Source organism: Pseudoalteromonas sp. BSi20652 (assembly GCF_000239855.1).
Classification (GTDB): Bacteria; Pseudomonadota; Gammaproteobacteria; order Enterobacterales; family Alteromonadaceae; genus Pseudoalteromonas.
The window spans coordinates 29,211-47,137 of record NZ_BADT01000234.1; the positions used below are offsets into that span (position 1 = coordinate 29,211).

Annotated in this window: 13 protein-coding genes, 1 tRNA gene and 3 pseudogenes; 14 read left to right on the forward strand and 3 right to left on the reverse strand. The window is 38.7% G+C overall.

Annotated features, from left to right (window positions below; genetic code table 11):
* Nucleotides 1-81: 81 nt before the first annotated feature.
* The 8 genes and pseudogenes from P20652_RS19215 (at nucleotide 82) to P20652_RS01065 (ending at nucleotide 7,594) form a co-directional block, all read left to right on the forward strand.
* Nucleotides 82-586: pseudogene (locus tag P20652_RS19215) on the forward strand (NYN domain-containing protein).
* 173 nt (nucleotides 587-759) lie between these two features.
* The gene (gene nudC / locus P20652_RS01095) at nucleotides 760-1,680 is read left to right on the forward strand and encodes an NAD(+) diphosphatase (protein ID WP_008172592.1); all 921 of its coding nucleotides are present in this window, start codon (nucleotides 760-762) and stop codon (nucleotides 1,678-1,680) included.
* A 9-nt stretch (nucleotides 1,681-1,689) separates the two neighbouring features.
* On the forward strand, nucleotides 1,690-2,871 hold the full coding sequence (locus P20652_RS01090) for a cystathionine beta-lyase (protein WP_008172595.1): 1,182 nt from the start codon (nucleotides 1,690-1,692) through the stop codon (nucleotides 2,869-2,871).
* Between the two features lie 143 nt (nucleotides 2,872-3,014).
* A complete protein-coding gene (locus P20652_RS01085; RefSeq protein ID WP_008172597.1) occupies nucleotides 3,015-3,842 on the forward strand; it encodes an ABC transporter permease in 828 nt (275 codons plus the stop codon).
* Complete coding sequence (locus tag P20652_RS01080; protein ID WP_007377980.1) at nucleotides 3,839-4,747, forward strand: ABC transporter ATP-binding protein; 909 nt, start codon at nucleotides 3,839-3,841, stop codon at nucleotides 4,745-4,747. The genes P20652_RS01085 and P20652_RS01080 overlap by 4 nt, the downstream gene beginning before the upstream one ends.
* Entirely contained in the window at nucleotides 4,747-5,121 is a 375-nt protein-coding gene (locus P20652_RS01075) for a PH domain-containing protein (protein WP_008172599.1), read from the forward strand. Before P20652_RS01080 ends, P20652_RS01075 begins: the two co-directional genes overlap by 1 nt.
* Nucleotides 5,122-5,320: 199 nt before the next feature.
* The gene (locus P20652_RS01070; protein ID WP_002962833.1) at nucleotides 5,321-6,115 is read left to right on the forward strand and encodes a putative porin; all 795 of its coding nucleotides are present in this window, start codon (nucleotides 5,321-5,323) and stop codon (nucleotides 6,113-6,115) included.
* A gap of 675 nt (nucleotides 6,116-6,790) precedes the next feature.
* A complete protein-coding gene (locus P20652_RS01065; protein WP_008172601.1) occupies nucleotides 6,791-7,594 on the forward strand; it encodes a putative porin in 804 nt (267 codons plus the stop codon).
* A gap of 68 nt (nucleotides 7,595-7,662) precedes the next feature.
* Here P20652_RS01065 and P20652_RS19220 read toward each other — a convergent pair.
* Nucleotides 7,663-8,382 (reverse strand): annotated as a pseudogene (locus tag P20652_RS19220) (M2 family metallopeptidase); the annotation flags it as partial.
* A gap of 641 nt (nucleotides 8,383-9,023) precedes the next feature.
* Between P20652_RS19220 and P20652_RS01060 the strand changes: the two are divergent.
* Nucleotides 9,024-11,301, forward strand: a pseudogene (locus P20652_RS01060) (acyl-CoA dehydrogenase).
* Nucleotides 11,302-11,373: 72 nt separating this feature from the next.
* On the opposite strand, the gene P20652_RS01055 reads toward P20652_RS01060, so the two are convergent.
* Nucleotides 11,374-11,808: a hypothetical protein gene (locus P20652_RS01055; protein WP_008172610.1), complete on the reverse strand. Its 435-nt coding sequence runs from the start codon at nucleotides 11,806-11,808 to the stop codon at nucleotides 11,374-11,376.
* Nucleotides 11,809-11,951: 143 nt separating this feature from the next.
* A complete protein-coding gene (gene cysK / locus P20652_RS01050; protein WP_008172612.1) occupies nucleotides 11,952-12,920 on the reverse strand; it encodes a cysteine synthase A in 969 nt (322 codons plus the stop codon).
* A gap of 360 nt (nucleotides 12,921-13,280) precedes the next feature.
* Between cysK and P20652_RS01045 the strand changes: the two genes are divergently transcribed.
* From P20652_RS01045 to P20652_RS19225, 5 genes are all read left to right on the forward strand, one after another.
* Nucleotides 13,281-14,432: a dicarboxylate/amino acid:cation symporter gene (locus P20652_RS01045; RefSeq protein WP_008172616.1), complete on the forward strand. Its 1,152-nt coding sequence runs from the start codon at nucleotides 13,281-13,283 to the stop codon at nucleotides 14,430-14,432.
* A 108-nt stretch (nucleotides 14,433-14,540) separates the two neighbouring features.
* Nucleotides 14,541-15,191, forward strand: a complete 651-nt coding sequence (gene uvrY / locus P20652_RS01040) for a UvrY/SirA/GacA family response regulator transcription factor (protein ID WP_002963136.1) — start codon at nucleotides 14,541-14,543, stop codon at nucleotides 15,189-15,191.
* 9 nt (nucleotides 15,192-15,200) lie between these two features.
* On the forward strand, nucleotides 15,201-17,024 hold the full coding sequence (uvrC, locus tag P20652_RS01035) for an excinuclease ABC subunit UvrC (RefSeq protein WP_008172618.1): 1,824 nt from the start codon (nucleotides 15,201-15,203) through the stop codon (nucleotides 17,022-17,024).
* A 112-nt stretch (nucleotides 17,025-17,136) separates the two neighbouring features.
* The gene (gene pgsA / locus P20652_RS01030) at nucleotides 17,137-17,610 is read left to right on the forward strand and encodes a CDP-diacylglycerol--glycerol-3-phosphate 3-phosphatidyltransferase (RefSeq protein WP_008172620.1); all 474 of its coding nucleotides are present in this window, start codon (nucleotides 17,137-17,139) and stop codon (nucleotides 17,608-17,610) included.
* Nucleotides 17,611-17,822: 212 nt separating this feature from the next.
* Nucleotides 17,823-17,898: transfer RNA gene (locus P20652_RS19225), tRNA-Gly, on the forward strand.
* Nucleotides 17,899-17,927 lie beyond the last annotated feature (29 nt).

Below are 17,927 nucleotides of genomic sequence, written 5' to 3' on the forward strand. Positions count from 1 at the left end.
ATGTAACTAATTTAGGTTACTTAAATATAAATTGCAAGGTACACTTATTTTAATTGCTATTAATCCTCATTAGGACACTAAATGACTTTACAAAACGAGCAGCAAAGCACAAAACCACGAGTTGGTATTTTTGTTGATGTGCAAAATATTTATTACACGTGCCGCGAGAGTTACGGGAAAAACTTTGACTACAATGCGTTTTGGCGAACGATGGAGGCGCAATACAATATTGAGTGTGCTTTTGCGTATGCTATTTATCGAGGAGATGAAAAGCAAAATCAGTTTCAAAATATTTTGCGTGCAATTGGTTTTGACGTAAAGCTAAAGCCATTTATTCAACGCCGTGATGGAAGTGCCAAAGGCGACTGGGATGTAGGTATAACAATAGACATGTTAGAGCAGGGTAAAAATCTTGATAAGGTTATTTTGCTCTCTGGCGATGGTGACTTTGCTTTGTTACTTGGGCATTTAAAAAAATCAATATAATGTACCGTGCGATGTATACGGTGCTGACAGGTTAACCGCTGAGGTATTAAAACAAAGCGCAGAGCAATTTCATTTAATTGATAATACTTTGCTTCTTTGAGAACAAAAAATAGTTAAAAAAGTGCAAGCTAAGTGCCTGCAACATGAGAGATTTTAATACAAAGCCGTAATAGATGAATTAAGCCTTATATAGGCTTTTTTATTACTGTAATCAATTGGGTTTGCTAAATGATTATGGTAATTTTAAAGCATAACGAGTTACCAAGGACTTACATGCTTCATTACAGCAACATGCCACTAGATAGAGGCTCAAATCTTCGTAAAGACCCATCGTGGCTTAAAGCGCAAATGTCGGCGCAAAGTAAATGGGTTTTAGTTAAAAATAATCAAACCCTATTTATTAAAGATACCCCTAAAGTAAGCTATTTAACGTATCAACAAGTGGCGCATTTAGATTTAACTGATGCTATTTTTGTTGGTTTAAACAATGCTAAACATGGTGTGTTTGCATTGGATGTCTCTGATCTGGATGAAAGCGTACTTACGCCTTTAATAGAGGGCGCTCAGTTTTTTGATATTCGCCAATATGGGCCTCAAGTAACCATTAAATATGCCTCAATAGCCGCCCTTGCGAGAGGGTTATGTTATTGGCATGCCACGCATCGTTTTTGTGGGCGCTGTGGTAGTAAAAACCGTTTAGTGGAAGCAGGGCATTCTCGAGTATGTGAAAACGAAAACTGTAAGCATCCTACATTCCCGCGCACCGATCCTGCGGTAATTATGGTCGTTACTAAAGTCTTTGCTGACGGAGTAGAACGCTGTTTATTAGGTCGCCAAGCTGCGTGGCCTATCGGTATGTATTCGTCGCTTGCTGGATTTGTAGACCCAGGGGAGACACTGGAACAAGCTGTTGCGCGTGAAGTTAAAGAAGAGGCAGGCATAGAGGTTGAAAATGTACGTTATGTTGCATCTCAGCCATGGCCGTTCCCATCGTCAATTATGCTTGGTTTTTTTGCAGAGGCGACATCTGAGCAAATTAACGTAGATAAAGAAGAGCTAGACGATGCAAAATGGTTTAGCCGTGAAGACTTAGAGCAATTTGGTAATTGGCACGAAGAAGGTGAGCATTTAAAGCTGCCTAGAACTGATTCTATCTCTCGTTATTTAATTGAGCATTGGCGCACAAACCCTTAAGGATTAACAATGTCGAGTAAAAGTAATAAAAACACTCAGCTGGTGTCATCAGGGCGCAAGAAAGCGTATACACACGGCGTAGTAAATCCCGTTGTACAGCGTGCATCTACCATTGTATTTGATACCGTAGCAGATTTAAAAGAAGCAGCTAAAACCCGTGGCGATAAAACATTATTTTATGGGCGCCGGGGAACAACAACACACTTTGCGCTACAAGAAGCGATTACAGAACTTGAGGGCGGCGAAGGGTGTGCATTATACCCTTGTGGCGCAGCGGCGATCAGCCAAGTATTTTTATCGTTTTTAAAAACCGGTGATCATATTTTAATGGTTGATAACGTGTACGAACCAACTCGCGATTTTTGCGATAAAATTTTAGTAGGACTGGGCATTACAACAACATACTACCCGCCAACCATTGGCGCAGGTATTAAAGACTACATTCAGCCAAATACCAAAGTATTGTTTTTAGAATCTCCTGGTTCTATTACGATGGAAGTGCAAGATGTGCCCGCTATGGTAAAAGTAGCCAATAAGCACAACGTAATGACCATACTTGATAATACCTACGGCAACGGTTTGCATTATCGTCCGCTAGAGCACGGTGTTGATATTAGTATTCAGGCTGCAACGAAGTATATTGTCGGCCATTCAGACGTGATGATGGGGGTGGCTGTTGCTAATAAAAAGTACTGGCCAACCTTGCGCGAAAACTCATATTTACTAGGGCAATGTACCAGTGCCGATGATGCGTATTTAGCGCTTAGAGGCCTGCGTACAATGGGTGTGCGTTTAAATCAACATGAAAAAGCAGCAATAGAAGTAGCTAAATGGCTTGAACAACATGAGCTTGTTGATCATATTCGCCACCCTGCATTTGAAACCTGCCCAGGGCATGAGTTTTTTAAACGTGATTTTGATGGCAGTAATGGGTTGTTTTCATTTGTGATGAAAACCGGCAATCAAAAAGCGATTGATGCATTTTTAGATAGCCTTGAGCATATCAAAATGGGCTTTTCGTGGGGCGGTTTTGAAAGCTTGGTAACCGCTAATTTAACCATGAAAGGGCTGCGCTCAAATACCGGTTGGGATTTAGGGCCGGTTATTCGCTTGCACATAGGTCTTGAAGATGTAGAAGATTTAATTAGCGATTTAAGCCAAGCACTTGAGGTTTATAAGCAGCATTTATAATTTTTAATGCAATTTATGTTGTTACATTTAAATGTATTGTTACAAAGCTCACCACAGGTGAGCTTTTTTTTGCTGGTAATTCAAGGTGTTTACACTTAGTGTGGATAAATACACAGAAAATAAAAAGTCATTAAGGATAGTCAATGGCAACACCATTACCGATAAACGTAGGGCGATTAACGCAAATAGCGGGATTTGAGCTTGTACGTATGTTTTTAACTAAACGTGGACTTATTGCATTAGCTGCCTTTGCATTAGTGTGGCTAATAATACTGCGCTACCCAATAGGGCAGGCAGTAGGCATTGTAAGTGCGCCCGATTTTGAGCAAATAGCCCGTGATATATCAGGTTCTATTGGTTTAAGTAAATTATTGGATTGGCCTGAGGCCGAATTTGCTATGTACTGGTTAATAGCTCTGTATAGCTTTCCCGTTTTTGGTTTATTTATTTGTAGCGACCAAACGGTAGGCGATAGAGAGCGCGGCACACTAAGGTTTTTATCACTGCGCTCCACTCGCTTTGAAATACTGTTTGGTCGTTTTCTAGGGCAATTAGCGGTATTAGCCTGTTTGGTGGCTATAACGCTTGTGGCTACGCTCGCCGTACTAGGGTTTAGAGATCCAAGTTTACTGGCTGGTGGTTTTGCCCGTGCGCTTTCTATATTTTTAATATTAGTGATTACTCTGTGTCCATTTGTAGCACTTATGACGTTAATAAATACCTTTGCTCGCTCATCGCGTTTATCTATTGTATTGGCAATTTTATATTTTGCAGCAGGCGGTATTATAGTTGGTATATTGCAATGGCAAATACCCGTATTAGGCTTGCTTGATTATTTATTTCCGGGTGTGCAAATAGAGTTATTAGCGGGGCAAAATTTACCATTATTGAGCGCTGTGGCTATTCCCCTTGTGCAAACAGCGGTGCTACTAAGCGTTGCTCAACGTATTTTTGCAAGGAGCTCACTATGAGACCATTAATTACAGCCAGCGGTTTGAGTAAATCGTATGGTGCAAAACTTGCGCTTAATAATGTGGACTTTGAGATTAATAAAGGTGCGCCAGTGGCGCTTGTTGGGCCAAATGGTGCGGGTAAAACCACCTTATTTAGTTTGTTGTGCGGCTATATAGCGCCAAGTAAAGGCAGTCTTGAAATATTAGGGCATAAACCTGGTAGTGCTGCTTTATTTAATAAAGTAAGTGCATTACCGCAAGACGCACAACTTGACCCCCGTTTTAATATAGACAAGCAACTCGCCTTTTATGCAAAGCTACAAGGTATGGGGGCAAAGCAAAGCCAAACTGAGGCGCTACGTGTACTTGATTTGGTAGGCTTAAAAGAGATTGCAAAGCAGCGTGCAGGGGATTTATCGCACGGTATGCGCAAGCGCGTTACGATAGCGCAAGCACTTATTGGCGCGCCACAAATTGTAATGCTTGATGAAGCAACCGCAGGCCTTGATCCTATTCATGCCAGAGAAGTACGTGAGCTGGTATCAGAATTAAGTGAACAGGCTACATTTATTTTAAGCTCTCACGATTTAACAGAGCTTGAGCGACTATGCTCGCAGGTACTTCATTTAGATAAAGGCGTACTGAGCGAGCATCAAACAAAAACTAATAATACCGATAAACACTTTTATACATTAATGCTAAGCGAAGCTTATCAAAATGTTGAGCAACAGCTTCAAGCAATTGCAGGGGTGAGCCGGGTGTATATGAGCCAACATAAAGAATATGTAGTTGAGTATCAGCCAACGAGCGATCCACTTGATATTGCACTACTGAATTTTTGTCATCAACAACACTGGCAGTACAGGCAGTTAGTTAATGGTCACACATTAGAGAATCAAATATTTAAACAGGAGAAAGTATAATGGGTTTACTTAGCGGACTTATGGGTAATGCAAGCGAAGTTGACGATTCTGATTTAGAGAAAATACTCGCCAATACATTAATTGAGGGTGAGCAAGTAGAAAAGGCATATAAAGTAGTACGTGATATGTTTATTTTTACTAATAAGCGCTTAATCTTAATTGATAAGCAAGGTATGACCGGCTCTAAAATGGAAATGGTGAGTATTGCTTACTCTAAAATCACCAAGTTTAGTAAAGAAAGTGCAGGCCATTTTGACTTAGATGCCGAGCTAAAAATATGGGTTGGCTCAGATCCAACACCAATTAGTAAAGAGTTTAAGTCTGGCGATAATATTAATGATGTTTATCGTATTATTAGCCAACACGCGCTTTAATACGGTACATGTTTTAAGTAGTTGTTGACTAGATGTTGCAACTACTTTAATTTTACAATTTACAACACTTTCTTACAATTAACTTAGTAAATACAACTGGTTAGTTAAGTTTTCATTCAGTTCCCTAACGTTAGCATGTGCCTCGACTTTAGCAATACAGCTAGAGCATAAAAAGCAATGTATATAGGGAAGTCTTACAATGAAAAAATTAGCAGTTATTATTTCGAGCATTTTATTATCTAGCACTGCGGCTGCTGCAGACAGCTATAATTCAATTAGTAACCTAAGCTACAAAAATAGCGATAACAACGATACTGTTGCTGTAGATTCTATTTACTACTTATCTCCTAAAAAAACGTTAGGTCCGTACGATCAGTTTGAATACATCAATAAGCAAACTAACGTATATGGTGGCTACGCTGATGACGACTTTGGCGATTTAACATCAGTTGGTGGTGAATACTTCATTAATGAATTTGTTGTTGGCGCATCTTACGAAAACCTAGACCCTGATTCAGGTTCTAACAGTGAGCTTTATAAACTGACGGGTGGTTACTTTTTCAACCCTGATTTACTTGCAAAAGTAACACTAGTTGAAAACAAAGACGGCGATGATTACGCATTGTTTGATTTAGCTTACAACTACATGCTAAACAGCACTGATTACGTAGGTGTTACACTTACATCAGACGACGATTTTGATTACCGTGCAGTTGCTGCTAAATACTTTATTGATTTACAGCAAGGTAACTACCTAACTTTTGAAGGTAAATACGAAAGCATTGATGATGCAGAGAACCAATGGGTAGCAGAAACTAACTACTACTTCTCAAAAGCAACATCTGTATTTGCTAACTACAACAAGCAAGACACTTACAGCTTTGGTGCTCAACACTTTATCAATAAAAATATTGGTGTAAAGGTGGGTTACGAAAACAACGCTGATGATTCTGATAACGATGCGTACTTTGCTAACATGCGTTTTCAGTTTTAATTAAGTCCCGTACTTAGTTAATACAAAAGTAATATTAAAAAGCCCGCTAAATTTAGCGGGCTTTGTTGTTTTTAAACGTTTGAGCTTTTAACTATAAACTTTTACCAGCCATTATTACGGCCTTTATTATGCTCATCTAAATAACTCCTTTAAGTTATAAATAGAGTCGCCAAGAATGGCTAAATTGTTATTAAAGTCATTAAGTGCAGTCGATGATAATAGCTATAAAATAGTAAGTATTGGAGTTGTTTTTGCTAGTAAACAATGATTATTGGAAAAAACAGATAAAAATATGCACTTATACAAACCTATTTATCATTATAAATACAGAAATAATGAATTAAATAGAGTAATTTTTTTGAGAAATTAGAAAAATTTAGTGAGAGGAAATTATATTGATGAGGTTTATCGAATAATTAAGTTGTGTTCAACTTAGCGATAAATTGTACCTTTTTTGTTACTTTTTAAGTTTAAATGATGACAGACTATTGTTACGTAGATTTCTTGAATACTTTTTGTTTACATTTGCGTGTAATTATTTACAGTTTTGGTGGTTTTATTTGATTTTAATTTGGCCATTCATTCAGTTTTTGTTCATTTTTTTGACGTTAGGATGCGCCCCGACTTTGGCTAGACAGCTGAGGCATAAAAAGTAATATTTATAGGGAATTTAAAATGAAAAAATTAGCCGTTATCATTTCGAGCATTTTATTATCAAGCGCTGCAACCACTGCAATAGCTGCAGATACTTACCAATCAATCAGCCATGTAGGATACGTGGATGTAGATGGTAATGACACGGTAACTGTTGACTCAACTTATTATTTTTCTCCAAAAGCGACTTTAGGTCCTTACGATCAATTTGAATACATCAATAAGCAAACAAATGTTTATGGTGCATACAGTGATAATGATTTTGGAGATGTTACTAGCGTTGGCGGTGAGTATTTTGTAGAAGATTTTGTATTAGGTGCACAGTACAATAATTTCGATAGTGATTTTGGCTCAAGCACGGATGTGATTGAACTTTCAGCTGGTTACTTCTTTAACCCAAACCTTGTGTTAAAAGCAACGTTTGTTGATGTAGAAGATGCTGACAATCAGTTCATATTTGATTTGGCATATAACCACCAGTTAAACAGCACTGATTATATTGGCTTTACAGTAACAGCAGATGATGAGTTTGATTACCGTGCAGTAGCAGCTAAGTACTTTGTTGATTTACAGCAAGGTAACTACTTGACTGTTGAAGGTAAATTTGAAGATGTTGATGGCGGTTCAAGTAACTGGGAATTAGCATCTAACTACTATTTCAGCAAAGCAACATCGGTATTTGTTACAGTTAATAAAAATGATGATTACACTCTTGGTGCTCAACACTTTTTCAACAACAATGTTGGTTTAGAAGCAGGTTACGGCAATAACTGGGATGATTCTGATTATGATGCTTACTTTGCAAATTTAAGCTTACAGTTCTAATTTAACTAAAATTAGAATATGAACAAAAAGACCCGCTCATTTGAGCGGGCTTTTTTGTTCAGCGCTATTTACCAGCCGCAGTTGCGGTCTTCGTTTTGTTTATCTAAATATGTTTGTAATGGTGCAAAGTAATCGAGCATTGCTGTTGCATCCATTTGCGGCTTACCTGTTACAGTTTCAAGCGCTTCTTGCCAAGGGCGAGATGAACCCATTTCAAGCATAGCGTTTAGCTTATCCCCTGCTGCTTTTGAATTATAAATAGAGCAGCGATGAATGGCTTTATCGTTACCGGCAATTTCACATAAGCTGCGATGAAACTCAAATTGTAAAATATGCGCTAAAAAGTAACGTGTATAAGGCGTGTTGCCCGGAACGTGGTACTTAGCACCCGGATCAAAGTCGTTTTCGCTACGTGCGATAGGCGCTTGCACCCCTTGGTATTTTTGACGTAGTTCCCATCATACTTTATTGTAATTCTCTGGTGTTACTTCATCTGAAAATACCTGCTAGCGCCACTGATCAACATCAAATGCCATTTTCATTAACAAACCGATATCTTTAGATTCATCAGGCACTTGTTCAAGTAAGCCGATTTCTTTTAAGTAACCTGGTGTAACCGATAAGGCAATGGTGTCACCAATGGCTTCATAAAAACCATCGTTTGCACTTTCTTGATAGAATAAAGGCTGCTTGCTGTATGCGCGTTGATAAAAGTTATGCCCTAATTCATGGTGAATAACTGAAAACTCTTCGCCTGTGCGCAGAACACACATTTTAATGTGTAAATCCACTCTGCACGGCTCGATTCTAAATAAAGTGCACTTAGTTCTTTTTCTGTGTTTGTTATAAATGTATTTGCATCTCTAGGGCGTGTTGATCTTTGGTGGTTGAATTTGCAGCAGTATGTTTGGTTTTTAGGCAAGGTAGAGCTTATGTAGTGTAGTTATTTCCCATAAATAGGCGATAACGCAGCATAAATACCAAACATGCGCTGCCCTTTGAGTTCTTTCTAGGGACGATTGACTCTTTGTTGCTCGGTTTTTACTTAGCCCACTAGGTTACAAACCTCGCGCCATGATTAAATCGCCCCTAGATTGAAGAAATTTCAATCTACAAAGTTTAACACGCCCTAGCTGTTACCGCTTTTTTAGTGTGTGCTGAATCGGTAGTGTCTATTGTTACTTGGCATCGTAGGCTATTAAAGCAAGAGTACCTGCTACCATTAAGGCGCTCATGTTTAGTTTAAATCGAAAGGGGATCATGCTATTCCTTCAATTTTTTGTTATTAAAACGTTGATAGTATAAGTGATGTTTAAAACAATAAAATGAATGCGTTAAGGTTCACGACTCGTCGTGCAATGATTGTATTTAAATTAAGATGGGTCATAATTAAGTTACTATTTTCATTCAATGTGTAAGGAATGTGCGCATGTTAATATTTATAATATTGCTGGTCGTGGTGGTGGTTATTTTTGCGGTTAAAGATATTCGCCTAAAACTTGATTAGTCGTCCTACGTTTAAAATGTTCAAAAAGGTGCTTCCGCCATTATCGCAAACAGAGCGAGAGGCGATGGAAGCAGGTGATGTTTGGTGGGATGGTGAGTTATTTAGTGGTAACCCAGACTGGCAAAAACTGCACCGCTTTCCTAAACCAGAGCTTAGCGATAAAGAAAACGCATTTATGGCTAACCAAGTAGAAACCTTATTGGCGATGCTTGATGATTATCAAATTGTACAAAAAGACAAAGACTTACCAAAAGAAGTGTGGGATTACCTAAAAACAGAAGGTTTTTTTGCGCTGATCATTCCTGAAAAATTTGGCGGTCGTGAGTTCTCAGCAATTGCTAATTCAACGATAGTGTCAAAAATTTCGACTAAAAGCTTAACAGCCGCAGTCACTGTTATGGTGCCTAATAGCTTAGGTCCGGGTGAGTTACTTCTTCACTATGGTACTAAAGAGCAGCAAGATCGTTGGCTGCCAAGTTTAGCTAATGGTACAGATGTTCCTTGTTTTGCATTAACGGGACCAGAGGCGGGCTCTGATGCTGGCAGCATTCCTGATTCAGGCGTTGTGTGTATGGGTGAGCACAATGGCGAGCAAGTAATGGGCCTGCGTTTAAATTGGTCAAAACGTTACATTACGCTTGCACCAGTGGCTACTGTACTCGGCTTAGCATTTAAAATGTATGATCCAGACGCTTTATTAGGTGATAAAAAAGAGCTAGGCATTACATGTGCGCTTATACCAACCGATCATCCGGGTGTTGAAACGGGTGAGCGTCATTATCCGCTTAATATGGCCTTTATGAATGGGACCACTTACGGTAAAGATGTATTTATACCACTGGACTGGATCATTGGTGGTCAAGAGTGTGCAGGGCGTGGCTGGAGAATGCTTGTTGAGTGTTTAAGTGCAGGGCGTGGTATATCACTACCAGCATTGAGTGCAGCAACTGGGCATTTAGCTTCAAAAATGACATCGGCATATGCAATGGTACGCCAGCAGTTTGGTGTATCTATAGGGCAATTTGAAGGCGTGCAAGAGGCACTTGCGCGTATTGGTGGTTTAACTTACACACTTGAGTCGTGTCGATTAATGACCGCAGGTGCGATTGATTTAAAATTAAGCCCATCGGTTGTAACAGCGATTGCTAAATACCATATGACTGAAATGGGTCGTACGGTAATGAATGATGCAATGGATATTCATTCAGGTAAAGGAATTCAAGTAGGGCCTAATAACTATTTGGCGCATGGCTATATGGGTATTCCGGTATCAATTACGGTTGAAGGCGCGAATATTTTAACGCGTAACTTAATGATATTTGGCCAAGGTGCAACACGCTGTCATCCATTTGTTTTAAAAGAAATGGAAGCCGCTGCAATGGAAGATGACGACGCAGCACTTGAACAATTTGATGGTTTATTAATGAACCATATAATATTTGCAGCAAGTAATGCAGGCATGGCATTTGTGCATGGCTTAACACGTAGTTATTTTGCTAAAGCGCCTGTAGGTGGTGAAACGGCTGTTTATTATAAGCAACTGAGCAGAATGAGCCGAGGCCTAGCTATTTGTACAGACGTTGCAATGTTAATGCTTGGCGGAGAACTTAAACGTAAAGAAATGATATCGGCACGTTTGGGTGATGTATTAAGTCATTTGTACTTAGCATCAACCGTTTTAAAACGTTATGAAGATGAAGGACGCCAACAAGCTGATTTACCATTTGTAAAATATGCAATTGAGAACTCATTATTTGAAATTGGCCAAGCGTTTAATGGCTTCTTTAAAAACTTTTCAAATCCGGTTGTCAATTTTACCCTTAAACGCATCGTGTTCCCGCTTGGAAACCATTACCACAGACCAAGTGATGAAATAGCACAAAGTATTTGCGAGCGTATGACTCAACCTGGAGTATTTAGAAACCGTTTAACGCATTTATGTTATGTAGATGAAAATGCAGGGACAGGGGTAATGGAAAGCGCATTTTTAGCTATGCATGATATGCAAGCGCAGTTTAAAGATCTAAAACAATGGCAGCGTAAGGGCAGTGTGCCTGCAACGCTTGATATTGAAAGCGCTATAAATTATGCACTTGAGAATAAGCTGTTAGAGCAAACGGATGCTGATGCAATGCATCACGCTAATAAGTTGCGAAAGAAAGCTATTGCAGTTGATAACTTTAAGCCTGATGAGCTTTAAAATAACATTTTAGATAACGATTAAAAGTAAAAAGGCCTTACAAATGTAAGGCCTTTTTATTTTTAATTTATTTTAACGCGCGTAAGGGTCGGCAATTATTTTATCTATGTACCATTTCCCTTTTTTACGAAGCATTTTGACACTACGGAAATCATCAATCTTGTCGCCATTTAAATAACCGGTAAAAATAAGGTTTATTTTGGCATTATCGCCGTATTGTTCACGGACGCTCATATTGGTCATATCAACTTCAATGGTTACTTCATCGTATTGCATATTTACTAAGTTACGGGAAAACTGTTTGGCGGTGCCGTAAGACTTCATTATGCGTGTAAGATTTGGTGTTGCCATGGTACTGGCTTTTTGAAGGTTTTGTTGGTTATAAAGCGCATCAAAATAAGCAGTTGCTGTATCGCCAGGAGTGTCGCCAAGTGTTTTGCTATCGTCACCGCAGGCTGATAAAAATAAACAGATAACCAAACTTAATAAACTCGTGATTTTTTTCATATTAATTATTATTAACTAGTTTTTTTAAAGTGTGTGATTAATCAATGAAGATGTAAAGGTATGGTAGGAAATAAATATAGAATTGGATAATAAATAATAAAAAAGGATGCCTAAAGCATCCTTTTAAAACGTAATATACCTAATTATTGCACTAACTCTTGTTCGGTAAACTCTTCATCAAACATTGGGCTTGATAAGTAGCGCTCAGTGGCACTTGGTAGGATAACAACAATATTTTTATCTGCGTTTTCAGGTTTTTCCGCAATACGCTTGGCTGCAACAACCGCTGCACCTGATGAAATACCCACTAAGATACCTTCTTTTTTCATTAACTGATGTGCCATTGCAATTGCATCTTCATTAGATACTTGCTCTGCTGCATCAATTAGTTCTAAGTCTAAGTTGCCAGGGATAAAGCCTGCGCCAATCCCTTGTATTTTATGAGGGCCTGGTTTAATTTCTTCGCCTGCAAGCGTTTGACTAATTACTGGAGAGTTTGTTGGCTCAACGGCAATAGACTTAACGTTTAAGCCTTTTTCTGTTTTAAGGTATCGACTAACACCTGTAATCGTTCCACCAGTACCAACACCGGCTACAAAAAAGTCTACTTTGCCATCAAGCGCATCGTAAATCTCAGGACCTGTTGTTTCAAAGTGAATTTTAGGATTTGCTGGATTTTCAAACTGTTGCAATAATATGTACTTATCAGGGGCGGTAGCTTGAATTTCTTTTGCTTTGTTAATTGCGCCATTCATACCTTTGGCACCGTCGGTAAGTATTAGATTTGCACCCAATGCCTTTAATAACTTACGACGCTCTAAACTCATAGTATTTGGCATAGTAAGGGTTAATTTATAGCCACGCGCCGCAGCAACGAATGCTAAAGCGATACCTGTATTACCTGAAGTTGGCTCGATAAGTTCTTTATCTTTAGTTAACTGACCTGATTTTTCAGCTTCCCAAATCATTGATGCACCAATACGACATTTAATACTAAAACTAGGATTACGAGATTCTACTTTAGCGTATACATTCCCACCTGTAACACGGTTGAGTTTTACTAGCGGCGTATTACCGATAGTTAGTGAGTTATCTTCAAAAATAGTAGACATAATGTTCCTTTGGATACAATCTGATCAACGTGTTAATAGCCTTTGCTACTAACTATATAGATACACTTTACTGGGAGTTTAAAAAAATAAAAGTAAAGTTTGGCTATAACATATATTTATTGAGCTTATAACCTGCCGAAATTAAAATGAATTATTAACGGTGCTTTAATTATTTTAGGTGCAAGCTTAATTTAAATACAAAAGTAAAAAACAACGCGGTTAAAAAACATGCGAAACAGACTTGCAGTAAGCTTTATTTGTCTGTTATTTGCGCATGTGAACATAACTTGAATAGTTTTATCACACAATGCGCTTAAAACATGATAAAAATACATATCTAAATTTAACTAAGCAATAACAATGAAGTTAATCTTAAAATTAATTGCCGGTATTGTGGCCGGTATTTTAGTCGGACTCTACTTACCTATAACTGGAGTTGAACTTTTATTCACAGTAAAAGAGCTAATTGGTCAAATTATTTCCTTTACGATTCCCCTTATAATTTTATTTTTTATTGCTTCAGGTATTGCTGGTTTACCAAAAGGCTCTGGGCACTTATTAGGTAAAACAGTCGGGTTTGCTTATAGCTCTACAATTATTGCAGGTACGCTTGCATTTTTATCAGTAAGCGCTTTTATACCGTTTTTAAGTGGTGGCATTACATTTGAAGCAGAAGTTGCTACAGAAATTGGTAGCTTTATTGATTTAGAAATTCCTCCATTGATGGGGGTTATGACTGCACTAGTGACTGCTTTTGTATTTGGTATAGGCATGAGTCAATTAGAACTTGATACGCTTAAAAAGGTGTCTGATCAGGGGCGTGATGTAATTGACGGATTATTATCAAAAGTAATTATCCCTGCTTTACCATTTTACATTGCCGGTGTATTTGCCGAAATGACGGTAGCTGGGACTGTGGTTGATACATTGAAAACATTTGGTGTAGTACTAATTGCAGCGCTTGTTATGCATTGGTTATGGTTAAGCGTTTTATATATATCGACAGGTATATTATTAAAACGTAATCCAATCGAATTAGTTAAAAATATGCTACCTGCTTACTTTACTGCATTAGGTACTATGTCGAGTGCGGCAACGATTCCAGTCTCACTCCAGTCAAGTAAAGCAAATAATGTTAAAGAAGATGTAGCTAATTTTACTGTGCCGCTTTGCGCCACTATTCATTTATCAGGTTCAACCATTACCATAGTTACCTGTGCTATGGCTGTTATGTTTTTATCGCCGAGCATGGAAGTACCTTCATTAATGGGTATGATCCCGTTTATTATGATGTTAGGTTTAGTAATGATTGCAGCTCCAGGTGCTCCAGGCGGTGCAGTAATGTCGGCGCTTGGTTTATTAACAAGCATGCTTGGGTTTAATGAAGGTGCGGTTGCATTAATGATTGCACTTTATTTAGCACAAGATAGTTTTGGTACTGCGTGTAATGTAACGGGTGATGGTATCATTGCGTTATGGGTTGACAGATTTAGCGAAAAATCGTCATCTTAAACTATTAGAGCGAGGCAATAATATTAATTATTGTTTCGCTTTATGTATGTTACTGTGGCAAATTAATTTAATTAAATTGCATGTTGTTAGGTAAATGAGGATGTCCCATTGATTAATGTACTTTTAGTTGATGACCATGAACTTGTGCGAACAGGAATCAAGCGTATTCTTGATGACGTACGAGGGTTTAAAGTAATTGGCGAAGCTAAAACTGGCGAAGAGGCTGTACAGTTTTGTCGTCAGCATGCGCCAAACATAGTATTAATGGATATGAATATGCCAGGCATGGGCGGATTAGAAGCGACTAAAAAGATTTGTCGTTACTGCCCAGATGTAAAAATTATTGTGCTTACTGTTAATTGTGAAGACCCGTTTCCGAGCAAGGTAATGCAGATTGGTGCGCATGGCTTTTTAACTAAAGGTGCGGGCTCTGACGAAATGGTTCGTGCCATTCGTTGTGTTCACGCTGGTCAGCGTTATATTGCCCCTGAAATTGCACAGCAGATAGCGCTTGCACAAGTGACAGGCCGCACAGACGAAAATCCTTTTCAGAGCTTATCTGAACGCGAACTGCAAATTATGCTTATGATCACTAAAGGTGAAAAAGCACAAAATATAGCTGAGCGTTTAAACCTAAGTTCAAAAACAGTAAATAGCTATCGCTACCGTATGTTTGAAAAGCTAAATGTAGGTGGTGATGTTGAGCTTACTCATTTAGCAATTCGTCATAAAATGATTGATATAGACGTTTCGTACTAACTATAATTTATGTCTGAATTTGATCACGTACATTTTCTCAAAACGCTATCAAGTGAGCCGGGTGTATACCGCATGCTTGATAGTGACAACCAAGTTATTTATGTTGGTAAAGCTAAGCATTTAAAAAAGCGTGTGAGCAGTTACTTTAGAAGTAACATTACCGATAGCAAAACACGCGTTTTAGTGAGTAATATTTGTGACATCGAAGTCACACTCACTAATACTGAAACAGAAGCGCTGCTGCTTGAAAATAATCTAATAAAAAAATACCAGCCTCGCTACAACATATTATTACGCGACGATAAGTCGTATCCCTATATTTTATTAACTAGCCATAAACACCCTCGTTTAGCGTTTCATCGTGGCAGTCGTAAAATTAAAGGTGAGTACTTTGGGCCTTTTCCGAGCGCGGGAGCGGTATCTGAAAGCTTGCGCTTAATGCAAAAAATATTTCCTGTTCGTCAATGTGAAGATGCTTATTACCGCGCAAGAAGTCGCCCGTGTCTGCAATATCAGCTTAAGCGTTGCTCAGCTCCGTGTGTGAATAAAGTCACGGATGATGATTACAGCGAGCAAGTCGACTATGTCCGTAAGTTTTTAACGGGTAAATCTCACGAAGTTATTGCTGATTTAATAAAAAAAATGGAAGCAGCCAGCCTACAATTAAATTTTGAACTGGCGGCAAAAGTTCGCGACCAAATAATGCTACTTCGTAAAATGCAGGAGCAACAGTCTATTTCTGGTAACTTTGCAGAAATGGATGTTGTCGGTTTTGCACATTTAAATGGTTTAAACGGCATTCATTTATTAATGATTCGGGATCACAAAGTGCTGGGTAGTAAAACCTATTTTCCAAAAGTACCTAAAGATTCGAGTGAGCAAGAAATACTGACCTCATTTTTAGGTCAGTACTATCTAGCGCCAGGAGCAACAGGGCGTATTGCAAAAGAAATCATATTACCGTTTGAAATAGAAGAGAGCGGGGCACTCGGCGAAGCACTCACACAAATAAGTGAGCGAAAAGTAACCCTTAAAGTAGTTACCCGTGGTGAGCGTGCTCAATACTTACAACTGGCCAATAAAAATGCATTAAACAGTATTGCAGTTAAGCAAAGTACCCAAGACTCTATTAATAAACGTTATGCACAATTAAAAGCAACATTGCGACTTGATGATATTACCCGAATGGAGTGTTTTGACATAAGCCACACCATGGGGGAGAACACCGTTGCAAGCTGTGTTGTATTTGACTCACAAGGCCCAAATACAAAAGAGTATAGGCGCTATAATGTAACGGGTATAACCGGTGGTGATGATTATGCTGCAATGGAGTTTGCACTTAATAAGCGTTACAACAAATTAGTAGACGAAGACAAAATTCCAGACGTTATCTTTATTGATGGTGGTAAGGGGCAACTGGGGCGCGCGGAGCAGTACTTTTCTAACTGGCCACATACAAAAATGCCTTTGTTAGTAGGTGTTGCTAAAGGTACTAGTCGTAAGCCTGGCCTTGAAACACTATTAATTGACGGTGGTCGAAAAACCATTCCTATGGATTCAGATGCACCTGCGCTACATTTGATTCAACATATACGTGATGAGTCTCATCGTTTTGCAATTGCAGGGCATCGTAATAAACGCCAAAAACAACGCACGCAATCACTACTAGAAGAAATAAATGGAGTCGGTTCTACGCGTCGCCAAACATTATTAAAATATTTAGGGGGCATGCAAGGTGTAAAAGCTGCTAATATAGAACAGCTAAAGAAAGTTCCTGGGATCAGCCCTGATATGGCTGAGAAGATATTTAACCATTTGCATGACAAGGGCTAGCCCTGCATGCAATATAGCAAAAAAGACATATCCAAGTAGTTATGTGGAATATTCCAAACACACTCACAACATTTAGACTCTTTCTTATCCCCGTTTTTTGGTGATATTTTATTTGCCTTATAGCTGGGCTTTTTTTGCTGCCGCATTTATTTTTTGGCTTGCATCAATTACTGATATATTAGACGGCTATTTAGCAAGAAAGCTTGAGCAATCAACTCCTTTTGGTGCTTTTTTAGATCCAGTTGCTGATAAAGTAATGGTATGTGCCGCTCTTGTAGCGTTAGCTGATCAATATCAGTCGATGTATATGACGATACCCGCTCTTATTATAATAAGTCGCGAAATTATCATATCTGCACTTCGTGAATGGATGGCAGAGCAAGGTAAGCGCGGCAATGTGGCTGTATCAAATATGGGTAAAATAAAAACAGCTGCACAAATGTTAGCCATTATCGGTTTGATTTGGCAATATGATACATGGATGAACTATTTAAGTTTTGGACTACTGTACATTGCGACCTTTTTAACCTTGAGTTCTATGGTGCAATATTTACGTGCAGCATGGGGTGAATTGACTAAAAATTAACTCTAAATGTATAATAACGCACCGTTTTAGATAAAAAACAAGCAAACAGTTCAAAACTAGCATTTTTTGTATTGACGCGTTTAATAATCTCTGTAGAATGCGTCCGTGTTGAGAGGGCATAGCCCCCGAGATAAGCGAAACGGTAATTAATCAGTTACCTGTATGTTCACATAAATCATCATGTGGTAATTCAAATAACTGATAAATAAAATGCGGTACTAGCTCAGTTGGTAGAGCGCGACCTTGCCAAGGTCGAGGTCACGAGTTCGAGCCTCGTGTACCGCTCCAAGTTTATCTTAAGGTTAATACCCCGTACT

Excerpts from the sequence above, each read along its gene's own strand:
- P20652_RS01085 (WP_008172597.1), top strand. The coding sequence starts at position 3,015 with ATGGCAACACCATTACCGATAAACGTAGGGCGATTAACGCAAATAGCG.
- P20652_RS01065 (WP_008172601.1), top strand. The coding sequence starts at position 6,791 with ATGAAAAAATTAGCCGTTATCATTTCGAGCATTTTATTATCAAGCGCT.
- nudC (WP_008172592.1), top strand. The coding sequence starts at position 760 with ATGCTTCATTACAGCAACATGCCACTAGATAGAGGCTCAAATCTTCGT.
- P20652_RS01090 (WP_008172595.1), top strand. The coding sequence starts at position 1,690 with ATGTCGAGTAAAAGTAATAAAAACACTCAGCTGGTGTCATCAGGGCGC.
- uvrC (WP_008172618.1), top strand. The coding sequence starts at position 15,201 with ATGTCTGAATTTGATCACGTACATTTTCTCAAAACGCTATCAAGTGAG.
- cysK (WP_008172612.1), bottom strand. The coding sequence starts at position 12,920 with ATGTCTACTATTTTTGAAGATAACTCACTAACTATCGGTAATACGCCG.
- P20652_RS01075 (WP_008172599.1), top strand. The coding sequence starts at position 4,747 with ATGGGTTTACTTAGCGGACTTATGGGTAATGCAAGCGAAGTTGACGAT.
- P20652_RS01055 (WP_008172610.1), bottom strand. The coding sequence starts at position 11,808 with ATGAAAAAAATCACGAGTTTATTAAGTTTGGTTATCTGTTTATTTTTA.
- P20652_RS01080 (WP_007377980.1), top strand. The coding sequence starts at position 3,839 with ATGAGACCATTAATTACAGCCAGCGGTTTGAGTAAATCGTATGGTGCA.
- P20652_RS01045 (WP_008172616.1), top strand. The coding sequence starts at position 13,281 with ATGAAGTTAATCTTAAAATTAATTGCCGGTATTGTGGCCGGTATTTTA.
- P20652_RS01070 (WP_002962833.1), top strand. The coding sequence starts at position 5,321 with ATGAAAAAATTAGCAGTTATTATTTCGAGCATTTTATTATCTAGCACT.